The sequence below is a fragment of the Paraburkholderia sediminicola genome, assembly GCF_046027825.1.
In the GTDB taxonomy this organism is placed as follows: domain Bacteria; phylum Pseudomonadota; class Gammaproteobacteria; order Burkholderiales; family Burkholderiaceae; genus Paraburkholderia; species Paraburkholderia sediminicola_D.
Genome location: NZ_JAQQDU010000070.1, coordinates 1 through 15670 on the forward strand (window position 1 = coordinate 1; position 15670 = coordinate 15670).

16 protein-coding genes are annotated in these 15670 nt (G+C 62.4%); 12 read left to right on the forward strand and 4 right to left on the reverse strand.

Annotated elements, in window-relative coordinates:
• The first annotated feature begins 539 nt into the window (after positions 1 to 539).
• The 4 genes from bioA to bioB are packed head-to-tail and all read left to right on the forward strand — an operon-like array spanning position 540 to position 4864.
• Positions 540 to 1817 (forward strand): adenosylmethionine--8-amino-7-oxononanoate transaminase, encoded by a 1278-nt coding sequence (gene bioA, locus PQQ96_RS29960; protein ID WP_408299312.1) that lies wholly within the window; start codon positions 540 to 542, stop codon positions 1815 to 1817.
• Positions 1817 to 3001 carry an 8-amino-7-oxononanoate synthase gene (gene bioF, locus PQQ96_RS29965; RefSeq protein WP_408299314.1) on the forward strand — a complete coding sequence of 395 codons (1185 nt, stop codon included), beginning with the start codon at positions 1817 to 1819 and terminating at the stop codon, positions 2999 to 3001. Before bioA ends, bioF begins: the two co-directional genes overlap by 1 nt.
• Positions 2998 to 3729: a dethiobiotin synthase gene (gene bioD, locus PQQ96_RS29970; protein WP_408299316.1), complete on the forward strand. Its 732-nt coding sequence runs from the start codon at positions 2998 to 3000 to the stop codon at positions 3727 to 3729. The genes bioF and bioD overlap by 4 nt, the downstream gene beginning before the upstream one ends.
• Positions 3730 to 3763: 34 nt before the next feature.
• The gene (gene bioB / locus PQQ96_RS29975) at positions 3764 to 4864 is read left to right on the forward strand and encodes a biotin synthase BioB (RefSeq protein WP_408299318.1); all 1101 of its coding nucleotides are present in this window, start codon (positions 3764 to 3766) and stop codon (positions 4862 to 4864) included.
• Between the two features lie 153 nt (positions 4865 to 5017).
• Here the strand turns inward: bioB and PQQ96_RS29980 are convergent, their stop codons facing one another.
• Together PQQ96_RS29980 and PQQ96_RS29985 are read right to left on the reverse strand one after the other, a co-directional pair.
• Positions 5018 to 6043 carry a sulfate ABC transporter substrate-binding protein gene (locus tag PQQ96_RS29980; protein ID WP_408299320.1) on the reverse strand — a complete coding sequence of 342 codons (1026 nt, stop codon included), beginning with the start codon at positions 6041 to 6043 and terminating at the stop codon, positions 5018 to 5020.
• Positions 6044 to 6214: 171 nt separating this feature from the next.
• A complete protein-coding gene (locus PQQ96_RS29985) occupies positions 6215 to 6817 on the reverse strand; it encodes an RBBP9/YdeN family alpha/beta hydrolase (protein WP_408299321.1) in 603 nt (200 codons plus the stop codon).
• 370 nt (positions 6818 to 7187) lie between these two features.
• Between PQQ96_RS29985 and PQQ96_RS29990 the strand changes: the two genes are divergently transcribed.
• The 6 genes from PQQ96_RS29990 (at position 7188) to PQQ96_RS30015 (ending at position 11470) form a co-directional block, all read left to right on the forward strand.
• Positions 7188 to 8129: a 2-hydroxyacid dehydrogenase gene (locus PQQ96_RS29990; protein ID WP_408299323.1), complete on the forward strand. Its 942-nt coding sequence runs from the start codon at positions 7188 to 7190 to the stop codon at positions 8127 to 8129.
• 181 nt (positions 8130 to 8310) lie between these two features.
• Positions 8311 to 9237 carry a hydroxymethylglutaryl-CoA lyase gene (locus PQQ96_RS29995; RefSeq protein WP_408299325.1) on the forward strand — a complete coding sequence of 309 codons (927 nt, stop codon included), beginning with the start codon at positions 8311 to 8313 and terminating at the stop codon, positions 9235 to 9237.
• Between the two features lie 53 nt (positions 9238 to 9290).
• Positions 9291 to 9812 carry a YbaK/EbsC family protein gene (locus PQQ96_RS30000; RefSeq protein WP_408299327.1) on the forward strand — a complete coding sequence of 174 codons (522 nt, stop codon included), beginning with the start codon at positions 9291 to 9293 and terminating at the stop codon, positions 9810 to 9812.
• Positions 9813 to 9816: 4 nt separating this feature from the next.
• On the forward strand, positions 9817 to 10071 hold the full coding sequence (locus tag PQQ96_RS30005; protein WP_408299328.1) for a DUF1289 domain-containing protein: 255 nt from the start codon (positions 9817 to 9819) through the stop codon (positions 10069 to 10071).
• Positions 10068 to 10553, forward strand: coding sequence for a MaoC family dehydratase (locus PQQ96_RS30010; RefSeq protein ID WP_408299330.1), 486 nt, complete (start codon positions 10068 to 10070; stop codon positions 10551 to 10553). The genes PQQ96_RS30005 and PQQ96_RS30010 overlap by 4 nt, the downstream gene beginning before the upstream one ends.
• Positions 10550 to 11470 carry an MBL fold metallo-hydrolase gene (locus PQQ96_RS30015; RefSeq protein WP_408299331.1) on the forward strand — a complete coding sequence of 307 codons (921 nt, stop codon included), beginning with the start codon at positions 10550 to 10552 and terminating at the stop codon, positions 11468 to 11470. Before PQQ96_RS30010 ends, PQQ96_RS30015 begins: the two co-directional genes overlap by 4 nt.
• 344 nt (positions 11471 to 11814) lie before the next feature.
• Here PQQ96_RS30015 and PQQ96_RS30020 read toward each other — a convergent pair whose 3' ends face one another.
• The gene (locus PQQ96_RS30020) at positions 11815 to 12717 is read right to left on the reverse strand and encodes a DMT family transporter (protein WP_408299333.1); all 903 of its coding nucleotides are present in this window, start codon (positions 12715 to 12717) and stop codon (positions 11815 to 11817) included.
• Between the two features lie 114 nt (positions 12718 to 12831).
• On the opposite strand from PQQ96_RS30020, the gene PQQ96_RS30025 reads away from it, so the two are divergent.
• Positions 12832 to 13302 carry an Lrp/AsnC family transcriptional regulator gene (locus PQQ96_RS30025; protein WP_408299375.1) on the forward strand — a complete coding sequence of 157 codons (471 nt, stop codon included), beginning with the start codon at positions 12832 to 12834 and terminating at the stop codon, positions 13300 to 13302.
• A gap of 92 nt (positions 13303 to 13394) precedes the next feature.
• On the opposite strand, the gene PQQ96_RS30030 is transcribed toward PQQ96_RS30025, so the two are convergent.
• Entirely contained in the window at positions 13395 to 14285 is an 891-nt protein-coding gene (locus PQQ96_RS30030; RefSeq protein ID WP_408299335.1) for an alpha/beta fold hydrolase, read from the reverse strand.
• Positions 14286 to 14607: 322 nt separating this feature from the next.
• Here PQQ96_RS30030 and PQQ96_RS30035 point away from each other — a divergent pair, with 322 nt between their 5' ends.
• The gene (locus PQQ96_RS30035; protein WP_408299337.1) at positions 14608 to 15567 is read left to right on the forward strand and encodes an NAD(P)H-dependent flavin oxidoreductase; all 960 of its coding nucleotides are present in this window, start codon (positions 14608 to 14610) and stop codon (positions 15565 to 15567) included.
• Positions 15568 to 15670 lie beyond the last annotated feature (103 nt).

The window sequence follows — 15670 nt, forward strand, 5'->3', positions numbered from 1 at the left end:
CCGACGCTAATAAACCAATAACAATTCAAGGAAAGGCCAATGCCTTAGGCATATAGACAAACAAGCGCCGCAAAGGCAACCAAACCCAGGCAAAGCCCAACACCACAGGCACACATACAAAAGCGCCGCGCAGGCAAAAAAACAAGCACCCCCACCGCCGGAGGCAAACCCCGACCTTAAACCCCAAATTCCCGCCCATAAGGTCCAACTACTTTGTCGTCGTCAACTCCGCCCATCAGCGACCTTCAGAATGAAACAGAAACGACCTGCATCGAACAGCGCCAAACCCCACCGCCGCAGGCAAAAAGCCAACCCCCAACCCCTAGTGCACAGCACGAAATAAACCGCTAATCTCGACCCCTCATGCCTCCCCAAGGCCGCGCGCAGCGCAAAAAAAACCGCAGCGCGAATGAAATGGCCCTAAAAAGCCAGCCGTGCAACGGCAAAAAAGCACCTCGGAGTACCCTTTGGAAAAGTCAGCATCCCCTGAAGACTGGATCACCCGCAGCCTGCGTGCCGTCTGGCACCCCTGCACCCAGATGAAACACCAAGAGCGCCTGCCGCTGATCCCGGTCGCACGAGGCCAGGGCGCGTGGCTCTACGACCGCGCGAACAACCGGTATCTGGACGCGATCAGCTCCTGGTGGGTCAACCTGTTCGGTCATGCCAATCCTCGTATCAATGCAGCGTTGAAAGATCAACTCGACACGCTCGAACACGCGATGCTCGCGGGGTGCACGCACGAACCGGCCATCGAACTCGCGGAGCGTCTTGGCGCACTCACGAACAACACGCTCGGTCACGCGTTCTTCGCGTCCGACGGCGCATCGGCCGTTGAAATCGCGTTGAAGATGAGCTTCCACTCGTGGCGCAATCGCGGCTTCGCCGACAAACAGGAATTCGTCTGCGTCGCGAACAGCTATCACGGCGAAACTATCGGCGCGCTCGGCGTCACCGATGTCGCGCTCTTCAAGGACGCCTACGATCCACTGATCCGCAACGCGCACGTCGTGGCATCGCCCGACGCGCGCCTTGCACAAGCTGGTGAAACCGCTGCCGACGTTTCGCGTCGCGCACTCGATCACGTTCGCGCGTTGTTCGAAGCACGCGCCACAAAAATCTCCGCGCTCATCGTTGAGCCGCTAGTGCAATGCGCGGCCGGCATGGCAATGCACGACCCGTCGTATATCGCCGGATTGCGCGCGCTGTGCGATCAGTACGGCGTGCATCTGATCGCCGATGAAATCGCTGTCGGGTGTGGTCGCACCGGTACGTTCTTCGCGTGCGAACAAGCCGGCATCTGGCCGGACTTTCTGTGTCTGTCGAAAGGGATCAGCGGCGGCTATCTGCCGCTTTCGATCGTGCTGTCGCGCGATGAAATTTTTGACGCCTTCTATCACGACGATACGGCGCGCGGTTTCCTGCACTCGCATTCGTACACGGGCAATCCGCTCGCGTGCCGCGCAGCGCTCGCTACGCTCGATCTCTTCGCAAGCGACAACGTACTCGCCGTCAACGTGCAGAAGTCCGCGAAGCTGAAGGCCGCGCTCGCGCCCCTCGCGGAACACAAACAGGTGAGCAATCTGCGTCAGTGCGGAACGATCTTCGCGTTCGATGCCGTGATCGACGACGCTCAGCAAGCCAAAACATTCTCGCGCCGCTTCTTCGAGAACGCGTTGCAGCGCGAACTGCTGCTGCGTCCGATTTCGACGACGGTGTATCTGATGCCCCCCTACATCCTCGACGACGAAGAAATCGCGCTGCTCGCCTCGCGCACTCGCGACACCTTCGAAGCGACGCTCGCGGAGACCCGCTAATGCACCTGCTCGACACACTCACCGAAGGCCTCAAGGAAATCGACGCGCGCGGTCTGCGCCGCCGTCGCCGTATCGCCGACACGCCGTGCGCCGCGCACATGACGGTCGACGGCCGCGCGATCATCGGCTTCGCAAGTAACGACTATCTGGGCCTCGCCGCGCATCCGCAACTGATCGCGGCCATCGCTGAAGGTGCGCAGCGTTACGGCGCCGGCAGCGGCGGTTCGCATCTGCTAGGCGGCCACTCGCGCGCGCATGCGCAACTCGAAGACGACCTGGCTGAATTCGCCGGTGGCTTCGTCGGCAATGCGCGCGCGCTCTACTTCAGCACCGGCTACATGGCGAATCTCGCGACGCTCACCGCGCTCGCGGGCCGCGGCACGACGCTCTTCTCCGATGCGCTGAATCACGCGTCGTTGATCGACGGCGCGCGTTTGTCTCGCGCCGACGTGCAGATCTATCCGCACTGCGATGTGGAAGCGCTGAGCGCGATGCTCGATGCCTCGGACGCCGAAGTCAAAGTGATCGTCTCCGATACGGTCTTCAGCATGGACGGCGATATCGCGCCCCTGCCGCGCCTGCTTGAACTCGCGGAACGGCATGGCGCATGGCTGATCGTCGACGACGCGCACGGTTTCGGCGTGCTCGGCCCGCAAGGCCGCGGCGCAATAGCCCAGGCCGCATTGCGCTCGCCAAATCTGATTTCGATCGGCACGCTCGGTAAAGCTGCAGGTGTATCGGGCGCATTCGTCGTCGCGCATGAGACCGTGATCGAATGGCTCGTGCAGCGCGCGCGTCCATACATTTTCACGACCGCGTCGGTGCCGGCTGCGGCACATGCGGTGTCGGCGAGTTTGCGCATTATCGGCGGCGAAGAAGGTGACGCGCGGCGCGCCCATCTTCAGAAGCTGATTGAACGCACGCGTGCGATGCTGAAAGCCACGCCGTGGCTACCGGTTGATTCGCACACTGCCGTCCAACCGCTGATCATCGGCGCGAACGAAGCCACGCTCGACATCGCGGCCACACTCGACCGCGCTGGCCTTTGGGTACCCGCGATCCGTCCGCCCACCGTACCCACCGGGACGTCGCGGCTGCGCATTTCGCTGTCCGCCGCGCATTCGCAAGCAGATCTGGACCGGCTCGACGCGGGCTTGCAACAACTCGGGGCGAAGGCGGCATGAGTAGCTCGAATCAAAGCGCGCTGTCTCTCTTCGTCACCGGCACCGATACGGAAATTGGCAAGACCTTCGTCTCCTCGGCGCTTTTGCGCGGTTTCGTTCGCGAAGGCCTGCAAGCCGCCGCGATGAAGCCGATCGCCGCAGGCGCGTTCGAAGTGAACGGTGTGTTGCATAACGAAGACGCCGATCAACTCGACGCCGCGTCGAGCGTGTTGCTGCCGCCGGCGATTCGCACGCCGTATCTGTTGAAGGAACCGGCCGCGCCGCACATCGCCGCCGCGCTGGAAAACGTCACGTTCGATCTCGACCATATCGTCGATTGCCATGCGCAAGCTTTGCAGCAAGCCGACGTCGTCGTGGTCGAAGGCGTCGGCGGTTTTCGCGTGCCGCTGACCACGACGCAGGACACCGCCGATCTCGCTGTCGCGCTGAAGCTGCCGGTCGTGCTGGTGGTCGGCATGCGCCTCGGTTGCATCAGCCACGCGCTGCTCACCGCCGAAGCGATCGCCGCGCGTGGGCTGACGCTTGCGGGTTGGGTCGCCAACCGCATCGATCCGGACATGACGTTCCCCGACGAAAACATCGCCTCGATTCGCGAGCATCTCGCGCGCGAATACGACGCGCCCTTGCTCGGTATCGTGCCGCATTTGAACCCGGCTTCGCCCGAGCTCGCGGCGGATCAACTCGACATCAACCGACTCCTGCAGACGCTGCGTCACGCGCAGCGCTGAACACCCATCACATCCACCCATGAGGATTGACGACATGACGCAACTGAACATCGCTCCGACGCCAGCCGACACGGCCGCCGCAAACCATAACGCCAACAACGCCGCAGCAGGCGCCAAGCCGGTGGCCAAGTGGCGTGTCGCCGACATCGTCGCGTTGTACGAACTGCCGTTCAACGACCTGATGTTCCGCGCGCAGCAAACCCACCGCGAACATTTCGACGCTAACACCGTGCAACTGTCGACGCTTCTGTCGATCAAGACCGGTGGTTGCGAAGAAGATTGCGCGTACTGCCCGCAGTCGGTGCATCACGACACCGGCCTGCAAGCCGACAAGCTGATGCCGGTCGATGAAGTATTGGCCGCCGCAAAAGTCGCCAAGGAAAACGGCGCGACGCGCTTCTGCATGGGCGCGGCGTGGCGCAATCCGAAGGACCGTCACCTCGAACCGATCAAGGACATGATCCGCGGCGTGAAGGCGATGGGTCTCGAAACCTGCGTGACGCTCGGCATGCTGGAAACGCATCAGGCGCAAGGTCTGCGCGAAGCAGGCCTCGACTACTACAACCACAACCTCGATACGTCGCCGGAGTTCTACGGCCAGATCATTTCGACGCGCACGTATCAGGACCGCCTCGACACGCTCGAACGCGTGCGCGATGCGGGCATCAACGTCTGCTGCGGCGGTATTGTCGGCCTGGGCGAATCGCGCCGTGAGCGCGCCGGCCTGATCGCGCAACTGGCCAACATGGAGCCGTATCCGGAATCGGTGCCTATCAACAACCTGGTGCAAGTGGAAGGCACGCCGCTGACCGGGACCGAAGCAATCGATCCGTTCGAATTTGTCCGTACGATCGCGATTGCCCGCATCACGATGCCGCGCGCGATGGTGCGTCTGTCGGCAGGCCGTGAACAGATGGACGAAGCGTTGCAGGCCTTGTGCTTCCTCGCCGGCGCGAACTCGATTTTCTACGGCGACCAGTTGCTGACCACCAGCAACCCGCAAGCAGAAGCAGACCGCAAGCTGCTCGAACGGCTCGGTATTCGCGCGGAAGCGGCGCAGCAAATGCCGCTGGATCAGAGCGGTTGCGAGCATAGCTGCGCGCATGATGAAAACGCGCACGCCGCGCCGAACTAAAGAACGACGCGTACCAGGCGTGCGTGGTCAAACGCACGCATAAAAAAGGCCGCCTCGGCAATGAACGGCACCTCGAATCGTCGGACGGATGTCCAACTAACTTTGGGGTGCAGTGCAGAAACGAGGCGGCCTTTTTGTTTCTGACGTAGAGATTTACTTCTTATCCACGATGATCTGATCGAACGTCCCACCATCAGAGAAATGCGTTTGCTGTGCTTTCTGCCAGCTACCGAACATCTCTTCGACAGTGAAGGTCTTGACCGGCTTGAACTCAGCCGCATGCTTCGCGAGCACGTTCTTGTCGCGCGGACGCAGATGATGCTGCGCAATGATTTCCTGCGCGGCCGGCGACCACAGATAGTCGAGATACGCCTGCGCTTCCTTGCGCGTGCCGCGCTTGTCGACCACCTTGTCGACGATCGACACCGGCGGCGCAGCCAGCAGGCTCACCGACGGATACACCGCTTCGAAATTGCCCGCGCCCACACCCGTATCGATCAACGACACTTCGTTTTCGAACGTCACCAGCACGTCACCAATACCGCGTTGCGTGAAGGTCGTCGTCGCGCCGCGGCCGCCCGTGTCGAGCACCGGCACGTTCTTGAAGATCGCCTTTTCGAAGTCGAGCGCTTGCGCATCGGTACCGCCGTGTTGCTTGCGATAACCCCATGCGGCCAGATACGCGTAGCGGCCGTTACCCGAGGTCTTCGGATTGGCGATCACCACTTGCACGCCCGGTTTGGCGAGATCGTCCCAGTCCCTGATGTGCTTCGGATTGCCCTTGCGCACGAGGAACACCATCGTCGTGGTGTACGGAGCGCTGTCGTCCGGCAGGCGCGCGCGCCAGTTGGCGGGTACCAGTTGGCCCTTTTCGGCGAGCAGGTCGATGTCGTTCGGCTGGTTCATCGTCACGACGTCAGCCTGCAGTCCTTGCAGCACCGAAAGCGCCTGCGCGCTCGATGCACCGTGCGACTGACGAATCGACACGGTCTCGCCGCTCTTCTGCTTGTATGCCGTGATGAAGCCGGCGTTGATGTCCTTGTACAGTTCGCGCGTCACGTCGTACGACACATTGAGCAACGATGTGTCCGCGTGCGCGGTCGAGATGCCGCCGAGCGCGAGCGTCATTACCGTCATGCCGGCTGCCAGCCAGCGCGATGTCCCCGTCTTGCCTGCCATCCTGTCCCCGCCTATCGATGATGAAAATCTGTGGCCACACAGACGTGCGGCGTGAAGCGGGATTCTAACGGATCGCTTACTTTTTCACTCGCGTTCGATTACGCGTTCAGCTATGTGCCTGGTTACTTGATCGCCCGCACAGCGATTGATGCCCAACGCCCGGAGAAACACTCAAACGAACGCGTGCTGCGAGACCTCGAACGTCTCTTCGCGAAAGCGCAGCGGCGCCGCGCAATGCACCAGCGTGTCGACGAAATACTTGGCACGCGGCCACGGGCCGAATCCCGCCGCGGTGTTGATGTGTCCCGCGTCACCGAGATTGACGAACGCGCTGCCGAAACGCTGCGCGAGATCGCGTGAACCGGCGAGCGGCATCCACGGGTCGGTTTCACTGCCGATCAGAATCGACGGCACGCCGAGAGGCCGTGCGTCGAACGGTCCAGCGAAGGCGAATTTCTCCGGGCTCGCCGGCGCGACGAACAGCACGCCAACCACGTCGTTCGCATACGACGCCTGCTGCAACGCATGTGCCGTCGCAAGGCAACCGAAGCTATGCGCGGCCAGCACGAACGGCCCACGTTCGCGCGCGAGCAGATCGCGCAGCGACTTCGCCCAGACAACGACGTCCGGGGCATCCCAATCGGCCTGTTCGACGCGCAGCGAGCGCGCGAATTGCCGTTCGAGCCATGTTTGCCAGTGCGCGCCCTCGCTGCCGTGCAGGCCGGGAACGGTGACGAGCCGCGGCGGCCATGTCGATTTGGTGCATGAAAGCATGTCTGTCCCTCGCTGCCGGAATCCGGACAGTGATTGTCCCGCCGGGCGCAGCAAGGGCGAACCAAGTTTTTGTGCTTTGTTTATGGGGCAAATGCACGGCCAGATCGCTTCCCCCGGCCACGCCGTGGCTGTGGCTGTGGCTCGGCCGCGAGCCAAGCCAGGCCGCGTGACCGAGCCAGCGGCTTCGGCTAAAACCGCACGCGCGTTCGCAAACGCACGCGATTCGCGTCGAAAAAGTAGAATGAAGCCTACCCATAAAAGGAGGAGGCCTCATGCCGCAAGCGTCGTCTGAAGCGCCGCGGGCGTTGAAGCCGTACTTTCGGGCCTCTCCCGTCATCAGACTCGACAACGCACGCGCCTTCCGGACCGTATGAAAATCCTCTTCTACATGCAGCATCCCAACGCCGCCGCGTGGCTTCACGACTTCGCCCGCGCGCTGCCGGAAGCCGAGTTGCGTGAATGGCAGACGGGCGACACCGAACCCGCTGATTTCGCGGTCGTGTGGCGCCCGCCGCGTGAGATGCTGGCCGGCCGCAACGATCTGCGCGCGATCTTCAATCTCGGCGCGGGCGTCGATGCGATCCTCGCGCTTGAACACGAGCAACCCGGCACGCTGCCGCCAAACGCCCAGTTGATCAGGCTCGAAGACAGCGGCATGGCCCTGCAGATGGCCGAATATGTGACGCATGCCGTGCTGCGCTACCTGCGTCGTTTCGACGAATACCAGACGCTGCAAAGCGAACGCCGCTGGGAAGTGCTCGATCCGCACCCGCGCGAAACCTTCACCGTCGGCATACTCGGGCTTGGTGTGCTCGGCGCGCATGTCGCACAGGCAGTGGCGGCGTTTGGCATGCCGGTGCGCGGGTACAGCCGCAGTGCGCGGCAAATCGACGGCATCACGACCTTTGCAGGCGCTGCGCAGTTCGATACGTTTCTCGACGGCGTGAAAGTGCTGGTGAATCTGCTGCCGCATACACCGGATACGGGCGACGTGCTGAACCGGCGCACCTTCTCCAGGCTCGCGAAGGGCGCGTATCTGATCAACGTCGCACGCGGCGGTCATCTGGTTGAACCGGATCTGCTCGAAGCGCTCGCCAGCGGCCAGCTCGCCGCCGCGACGCTCGACGTGTTCCGCGAAGAACCGCTGCCGCCCGATCATCTGTTCTGGAAAGAGCCGCGCATCACGATCACGCCACACATGTCCGCGCTCACGTTGCGCGAAGAGAGCGTCGCGCAAGTCTCGCGGAAAATAACGGCGCTGATGCGCGGCGAAACGGTGAGCGGCGTGGTAGATATTGAACGTGGATACTGAGCGTAAATACTGAGCGTAAATACTGAGCGCAGAGACTGAACACAGACATCGAGCACGGGTTTTGAACACCACCACAGAATCCGACTGAGCTACTGAAGGAGCGCCGCCACGCGCGGGCTCATTGCATGGGACCGGAGTAACACGCTAAAGCGCGAACTCCGGTCGACACAGGAGAGAGATCATGGCCTTGCCCCAGCACGTCAAAATCGTCGAAGTCGGTCCGCGTGACGGACTGCAGAACGAGAAGGAATTCGTCCCCACCGCGATCAAGATCGACTTGATCAACCGCTTGTCGGCTGCGGGGTTCCGTAACGTCGAAGCAGCCTCGTTCGTATCGCCGAAATGGGTGCCGCAGATGGCCGACGGCGCCGACGTGATGGCCGGCATCGAGCGCCGTGCCGGCACGATCTACTCGGTACTGACGCCGAACCTGCGCGGTTTCGAAGGCGCGCTTGCGGCGCGCGCGGATGAGATCGTGATCTTCGGCGCCGCCAGCGAAGCGTTTTCGCAGAAGAACATCAATTGCAGCATCGCGGAAAGCATCGATCGATTCGCGCCCGTCGCGCAGGCTGCGAAAGACCATGGCTTGCGCATTCGTGGCAGCGTGTCGTGTGCGCTCGGCTGTCCGTATCAAGGCGAAGTACCGGTGGCATCGGTGGTCGATGTGGTGGAGCGTTTCGCGGCGCTCGGCTGTGATGAGATCGATATTGCGGACACGATCGGCGTCGGCACGCCAAAGCGCACACGTGAAGTGTTCGAGGCGGTTACCCGGGTGTTTCCGCGCGAACGTCTGTCGGGTCACTTCCACGACACCTACGGTCAGGCGCTCGCGAATATCTACGCCGCGTTGCAGGAAGGCATCGAGATTTATCACGCCTCAGTGGCAGGGCTCGGCGGCTGTCCGTATGCGAAGGGCGCGACCGGCAACGTCGCGACCGAAGACGTGCTGTATCTGCTGAACGGCCTCGGCATCGAGACCGGCATCGACCTCGCGCAAGTCGTGGCGATCGGCGATTTCATTTCGACGTCGATCGGCAAGCCTAACGTCTCGCGCGCCGGCAAGGCACTGCTCGCCAAAGCACGCAGCGAGCAAGGCAACTGCGTCTGACTGCCGCCACTCATCTCGCCACTCATCTCGCCCATCTCTTAGGACTTGAAACGATGACGGACCTCGCTTCTCCCGATTCCGACGATCTCGCCGCGTTGCCTGACTCCGCACGCCGCGTCGCGCTGTTGTTGCGTGAACGCGGCCACGCTGGACGAATCGTGATGCTGCCGGAAACCGGTAAGACTTCCGCGGAAGCTGCAGCCGGTCTCGGCTGCTCGGTTGCTCAGATCGCCAAGTCGATCCTGTTTCGCCGCCGCAAAGACGATACACCGGTGCTGGTGGTCGCGAGCGGCGCGAATCGCGTCGACGAAAAGAAGGTCGCGGCGCAAGTCGGCGAGATCGGCCGCGCGGATGCGAAGTTCGTCCGCGAGAAAACCGGTTATGCGATCGGCGGCGTGTGCCCGATCGGCCACGCCACGAAACCGGTCACGCTGATCGATGCCGATCTGCTGGAACTCGATAGCCTGTGGGCCGCCGCGGGCCATCCGCATGCAGTGTTCAATCTGACGGCACAGGAACTGATTGCGTTGACGGGCGCACCGGTGGTGGACGTGGCACTGCGCGAGACGGCATGAAGCGATGACAGCGGGCATCGATAGCGAAGACGACGAGGCTGCCGTGCCGTCACCCTGCATCAGTGTGTGCAAGATGGACGCATCGACCGGGTGGTGCGAAGGCTGCTTGCGCACCATCGACGAAATTGCCGGCTGGTCGGCGTTCGACGACGACGCGAAGCGCGCAGTCTGGGACGCGATCGAGGAACGCCACGCGGAGTTCATGGCCAGGCAGGCCAGCAAGGCCAACCCGGCAAACCTGCCGAAGGCGCAGCGATGAACGCCACGCCGCGCATCGTGACGATCGGTGAGACGTTCAGCTCGACGCTCGAACTATCGGCGGAATCGGTGAAATCGTTCGCCACGCTCGTCAACGACTTCAACCCGTTGCATCACGACGACGCCTATGCCGCGCAAAGCCGCTTCGGGGGTTTGATCGCGTCCGGCACGCAACCTACCGCGCATTTCATGGCGCTGCTGGCGACGCATTTTTCGACCTACGCGCAGCCGCTCGGACTCGAGTTCGATATCAAGCTGAAGAAAGCCGTCCACGCGAACGATACGCTGACGATCACCTGGTGTGTGCGCAACGCGTACTGGAAGCCGAGTCTGAACGGCGATCTGACGCATCTGGAAGGAAGCGTGGTAAACCAGCGCGGCGAGACGATGTTGACCGGCACCTCGACCATCCTGGTGATGCCGAAACCCGAAGCATCGGCGAATTCAATCGCGACCACTAACGCAGGTACAAGCGCACCATGATTACGCTACCGGAATCGATCCGGGTTTTCGAACGCGGCTGGCTGTCGTCGAACAACGTGCTGCTGGTCGACGACACGTGCGCCGCTCTCGTCGATACCGGTTACGCGACGCACGCGCCGCAAACCGTCGCACTCGTGAAGCAAACGCTCGGCGCGCGACCGCTCGATCTGATCGTCAACACGCATCTGCATTCGGATCACTGCGGCGGCAACGCGCTATTGCAGTCGACATGGCTCTGCCGTACCGCGATTCCCGCATCCGAAGCCGACGCGGTACGTGATTGGGACGAAACCCGTCTGACATTTCGCGCCACCGGCCAGACCTGCGAACGCTTCACCTTCACCGGGACGATCGCCCCCGGCGCGCAACTGCGGCTCGGCGCACTCGACTGGCAAGTGCTCGGCGCACCGGGGCACGACCCGCATTCGTTGATGCTGTATTGCGCGGACGAACGCATCCTGATCAGCGCGGACGCGCTGTGGGAAAACGGCTTCGGCGTGATCTTTCCCGAGTTGGAAGGTGACAGCGGTTTCGCCGAGGAACAGGCGGTGCTCGAAGCCATTGCGAAGCTCGACGTGCGGCTCGTGATTCCCGGCCATGGCTCGCCCTTCACGAATGTCGAACAGGCGCTCGAACGGGCGTTTTCACGCGTCGCGTGGTTACGCGCCGATCCGGCGCGTAATGCGAAGAATGCGCTGAAGGTGTTGATCGTGTTCAAGCTGCTCGAAGTCCGCGCGATGAGCTTCGACACGTTGCTCCAAATGCTCGACGATGCCGCCGTGATGCGCGCCGCCGCCACGATGCTCAAGCCGCGCGGCGAATGGTTCACTCTGGTGCACGCGATTGTGGAGGAGCTAGCCGCCAAAAACGGGCCATTGGAGATCGATGGTGAGCGCATCGTCGCGCGCCAGGCTTGACGCACGCAGTGCAGGCAGTCGGGCGGGCGGGCGGTAAGCGACGTACGACATGCAAAACACGCAAACCGTCGCCACAAAAAGAAAGCCGCTCGACCATCAAGGCGAGCGGCGGAAATTCTGTCGGACGTGATCAGCGTCGGGGTGAATGATACGCGCACCCGTTTTTCGACCGCATCAGTGGTTTCCCTACAGATGCTTGACGCTGCCTTTTAAACCCGCATACAGACCAGCTACGAAGCCTCGTAGTCTGCGAGTTGGTTGTCATTGTCCATCGACACAAACAAGGCAGCGCATCGGTTGCTCCGGAATCCGTACTATTGCCGGCCGGCTGACCGGCACCTCAATCACCAGGTCGAGGACAGACGTTTCTGCGGCACGATCCGCCAGCCGAGATTCACGCCTGCGGCCGCAAGCAGGATCAGCACGGCACCGAGTACCTGAATCCACGCAAGCTTCTGCCCGAACGCAACCCGGTCAACAATGATCGCCACCACCGGGTAGATGAACGACAACGCACCGGTCATCGAGGTCGGCAGTTTCTGGATCGCGCCATAGAGCAGCACATACATGAGTCCCGTATTGACAATACCGAGCACGATCAATTCAAGCCACTGCGCGCCGCTAGTCGGCAGCGCATCGAAGCGCACGAACGGCGCCATCATCACGACGCCGAGCGATACCTGGATCAGCGCAATCAGATGCGGCGGCGTGCCCTTCAGGCGCTTCGTGATGATCGACGAGACCGCGTACATCGCCGCCGCGCCCACGGCATAGGCGACACCGACCAGATAGTGCCCCGGCACGGCCAACACCGCCGGCTCGACCTTCACCACGAACACGAGACCAATAAACGCGATCACCAGCCAGGCGACCGTCGACGCGCTAATGCGCTCACGAAACACCAGCGCACCGAGCGCGACCAGCATGAACGGCTGCGTGTTGTAGACGGCGGTTGCCATCGAGATCGAGGCGCGCGAATAAGCCGCGAACAGCAACACCCAGTTGAAAACGATCGCCGCGCCGCCGAGCAGTGCGAGGCCGAGCATCTTCCACGAAAAGAGCTTGCGTCTGAACAGGCCAAGCACGGCGCACACGAGCGCCAGCGTCGCGCTGCCGAAGATGCAGCGAAAGAACACCACATTGAACGGGCTCTGCTGCGACGACACCACCAGCCAGCCGATGGTGCCGGACATCAGCATGGCCATGGTCATTTCCGCCGCGCCGCGGCGAATCTCATTTGACGCCATGATTGGATCCTCGAATTGATTCCTGCATGAGGAGCAGTGTAATTAATCCGACCGCCCGAATACATGGCTAAACTTAAGTCCTCTCGCGAGGAAACCTAATAATCGAAGGCCATGATGACCAAACGCCTTGCTCCCGTCACGCCCGCCACACTCGATGACATCGATCGCACGCTGCTCGCCGCGCTGGCGGCGGACGCCCGCCAGCCGGTCAGCGAACTGGCGCGCCTGGTCGGCCTCTCGGCGCCGAGTACGGCCGAACGCGTCCGCAGGCTCGAAGCACAAGGCGTGATCGAGCGCTTCACCGTGCAGATCGATCCGCGCTCGCTCGGTTTCACGTTGCAGGCTATCGTGCGCGTGAAGCCGTTGCCCGGGCAGTTGCATCTGGTGGAAGACGTGATCCGGCGGATTCCGGAGTTTGTTGAATGCGACAAGGTAACGGGCGACGATTGCTTCATCTGCCGCCTGTATCTGCATTCGATCGACCAGCTCGATGAGATTCTGTCGAAGGTCACCGAACGCGCGGAAACCAGCACGGCAATCGTCAAGTCGACGCCGATTGCGCGCCGCTTGCCACCGCTAGGCTGAGCAAAACGCGCGGCCGCATCGTGGGTGAACGAAACGGCGGCCGGGTCGGATATGAACGAGCCGGCGGCCGCATTGCGGACGAACGAAACCCCTTACTGTTCGACCGCTTCGAAGAACGACAGCATTTCCGCAACCAGTTCGTCCGGCGCCTCTTCAGGAATGTAATGCCCGCACGACAATGACCGCCCGCTCACGTCCCGCGCGACGTGACGCCATTCCGCCAGCGCGTCGAAGCACTTCTCGATCACGGCCTTGTCGCCCCACAGCACACGCAGCGGACAGCCGATCTTGTGGCCTCGCTCGATGTCAGCCCGGTCGTGTTCGAGGTCGATGCTCGCCGATGCCCGGTAGTCCTCGCACATCGCATGCACGGCGCCGGGTTGCGCCAGCGCGCTGCGATACGCGTCAAGCGCTTCGGGCGCGAACGGCGCCAGGCCCGCGTGACGGCTGCCCATCACCGCATCGACATACGCAGCGGGGTTCCCGCCGACCAGCGTCTCCGGCAACGGCTCCGGCTGGATCAGGAAAAACCAGTGGAAGTAATAGGTCGCGAAAGCGCGGTCGGTGGCTTCGTACATCGCGAGCGTCGGCGCGATATCGAGCAGCATCAACCGCTCGACGGCATCGGCATGATCGAGCGCCATCCGGTGCGCGACCCGGGCGCCGCGATCGTGCGCGCACACCAGGAATCGTTCGAAACCGAAGTGGCGCATCACGGCGACCTGATCAGCCGCCATCGTGCGTTTGGAATACGGTGTGTGGTCGGCGTCGCTTGGCGGTTTGCCCGAGGCGCCGTAGCCGCGCAAGTCGGTCGCGATGACCGTGAAATGTTCGGCCAGTTGCGCCGCACACCGCTCCCAGATCAGATGCGACTCCGGGTGACCGTGCAGCAGCAGCAGGGGCGGCCCTGCCCCGCCCTTCACTCCGAAAATATCGACGTCGCCCACGGCGACGCGAAAGGGCGTGAAATCCTCGAAGGCCATAGCGGGTCTCTTATCGTTTGGGAGTCAAAGCATTGTAGGAGCCCGATGTGTCGATGCGGAGTGGGACAGCCCACGCAAGCATAGAAACTGAACACTCCTTCCAACTGTTCTAAACGGACATGACGTGGCAGCTTCGCCTATAATCGAACGACCGTTCTTAAATTTTCGGGCGGTCATGGCAACCACGTGGCAAATGCGGGGGGAGATCGTGGCGGCAGCATGAAGCTGGTCAGTCTCGACGCACCACAGGCCATGTGCCGCTAAACTCATTATCGCCGGGCGCTCAACGCCGTACCGGTCCGCTTATCAGGAGACTCGCACCATGGCATTGCCCGCCGTCCTGCAAAAACTCGCGCTGCCCGTCGTCGCTTCGCCGATGTTCATCGTCAGCTACCCCGAACTCGTGTTGGCTCAATGTAAGGCTGGCATCGTCGGCTCGTTCCCCGCGCTGAATGCCCGCCCGGCCGAACTGCTCGACGAATGGCTCACGCAGATTCAGGCAAAACTCGCCGAGCACAAGGCGGCTCACCCCGACGCAATCATCGGACCGATCGCCGTCAACCAGATCGTCCATCAGTCGAATACGCGGCTCGAGCACGACGTGCGTGTGTGCGTCGAACACAAGGTGCCGATTTTCATCACCAGCCTGCGCGCTCCGGCGCGCGAGATCGTCGACGCGGTGCATAGCTACGGCGGTATCGTGCTACACGACGTGATCAACCTGCGGCATGCGCAGAAGGCGTTGGAAGCGGGCGTCGACGGGCTGATCCTGGTGGCGTCGGGTGCCGGCGGCCATGCGGGCACGACCTCGCCGTTCGCGCTGGTCGGCGAAGTGCGACGCATGTTCGACGGCCCGATTGTGCTGTCCGGCTCGATCGCCAACGGCGGCTCGATTCTCGCCGCGCAGGCCATGGGCGCGGACCTCGCCTACATGGGCACGCGGTTCATCGCGACCCAGGAAGCGCACGCGGTCGACAGCTATAAGCAGGCCATCGTCAATTCGACGGCATCGGACATCATCTACACAAACCTGTTCACCGGCGTGCACGGCAACTACATCCGCGAAAGTATCCTGAACGCGGGATTGGACCCGGACGCGTTGCCGGAATCGGACAAGACCGCGATGAACTTCGGCAGCGACAAGGCGAAGGCGTGGAAAGACATCTGGGGCGCAGGCCAGGGCGTCGGTTTGATGGACGACGTGCCGAGCGTCGGCGAGCTGGTTCAGCGTTTGACGAAGGAATATAACGACGCGAAAGCGCGGCTCGGCATCGCGCGGTAAGTGCCTGGTTAGTAAGTGCCTGGCTAAGGCGTTGTGCTGCGGCTCGATGCTGGCGCCGCAGCATGTCCTGCATTCGCACTCGGGCGTTGGACGCGGCCGCCGA

Excerpts from the sequence above, each read along its gene's own strand:
- bioA (WP_408299312.1), top strand. The coding sequence starts at position 540 with ATGAAACACCAAGAGCGCCTGCCGCTGATCCCGGTCGCACGAGGCCAG.
- bioF (WP_408299314.1), top strand. The coding sequence starts at position 1,817 with ATGCACCTGCTCGACACACTCACCGAAGGCCTCAAGGAAATCGACGCG.
- bioD (WP_408299316.1), top strand. The coding sequence starts at position 2,998 with ATGAGTAGCTCGAATCAAAGCGCGCTGTCTCTCTTCGTCACCGGCACC.
- bioB (WP_408299318.1), top strand. The coding sequence starts at position 3,764 with ATGACGCAACTGAACATCGCTCCGACGCCAGCCGACACGGCCGCCGCA.
- PQQ96_RS29980 (WP_408299320.1), bottom strand. The coding sequence starts at position 6,043 with ATGGCAGGCAAGACGGGGACATCGCGCTGGCTGGCAGCCGGCATGACG.
- PQQ96_RS29985 (WP_408299321.1), bottom strand. The coding sequence starts at position 6,817 with ATGCTTTCATGCACCAAATCGACATGGCCGCCGCGGCTCGTCACCGTT.
- PQQ96_RS29990 (WP_408299323.1), top strand. The coding sequence starts at position 7,188 with ATGAAAATCCTCTTCTACATGCAGCATCCCAACGCCGCCGCGTGGCTT.
- PQQ96_RS29995 (WP_408299325.1), top strand. The coding sequence starts at position 8,311 with ATGGCCTTGCCCCAGCACGTCAAAATCGTCGAAGTCGGTCCGCGTGAC.
- PQQ96_RS30000 (WP_408299327.1), top strand. The coding sequence starts at position 9,291 with ATGACGGACCTCGCTTCTCCCGATTCCGACGATCTCGCCGCGTTGCCT.
- PQQ96_RS30005 (WP_408299328.1), top strand. The coding sequence starts at position 9,817 with ATGACAGCGGGCATCGATAGCGAAGACGACGAGGCTGCCGTGCCGTCA.
- PQQ96_RS30010 (WP_408299330.1), top strand. The coding sequence starts at position 10,068 with ATGAACGCCACGCCGCGCATCGTGACGATCGGTGAGACGTTCAGCTCG.
- PQQ96_RS30015 (WP_408299331.1), top strand. The coding sequence starts at position 10,550 with ATGATTACGCTACCGGAATCGATCCGGGTTTTCGAACGCGGCTGGCTG.
- PQQ96_RS30020 (WP_408299333.1), bottom strand. The coding sequence starts at position 12,717 with ATGGCGTCAAATGAGATTCGCCGCGGCGCGGCGGAAATGACCATGGCC.
- PQQ96_RS30025 (WP_408299375.1), top strand. The coding sequence starts at position 12,832 with ATGACCAAACGCCTTGCTCCCGTCACGCCCGCCACACTCGATGACATC.
- PQQ96_RS30030 (WP_408299335.1), bottom strand. The coding sequence starts at position 14,285 with ATGGCCTTCGAGGATTTCACGCCCTTTCGCGTCGCCGTGGGCGACGTC.
- PQQ96_RS30035 (WP_408299337.1), top strand. The coding sequence starts at position 14,608 with ATGGCATTGCCCGCCGTCCTGCAAAAACTCGCGCTGCCCGTCGTCGCT.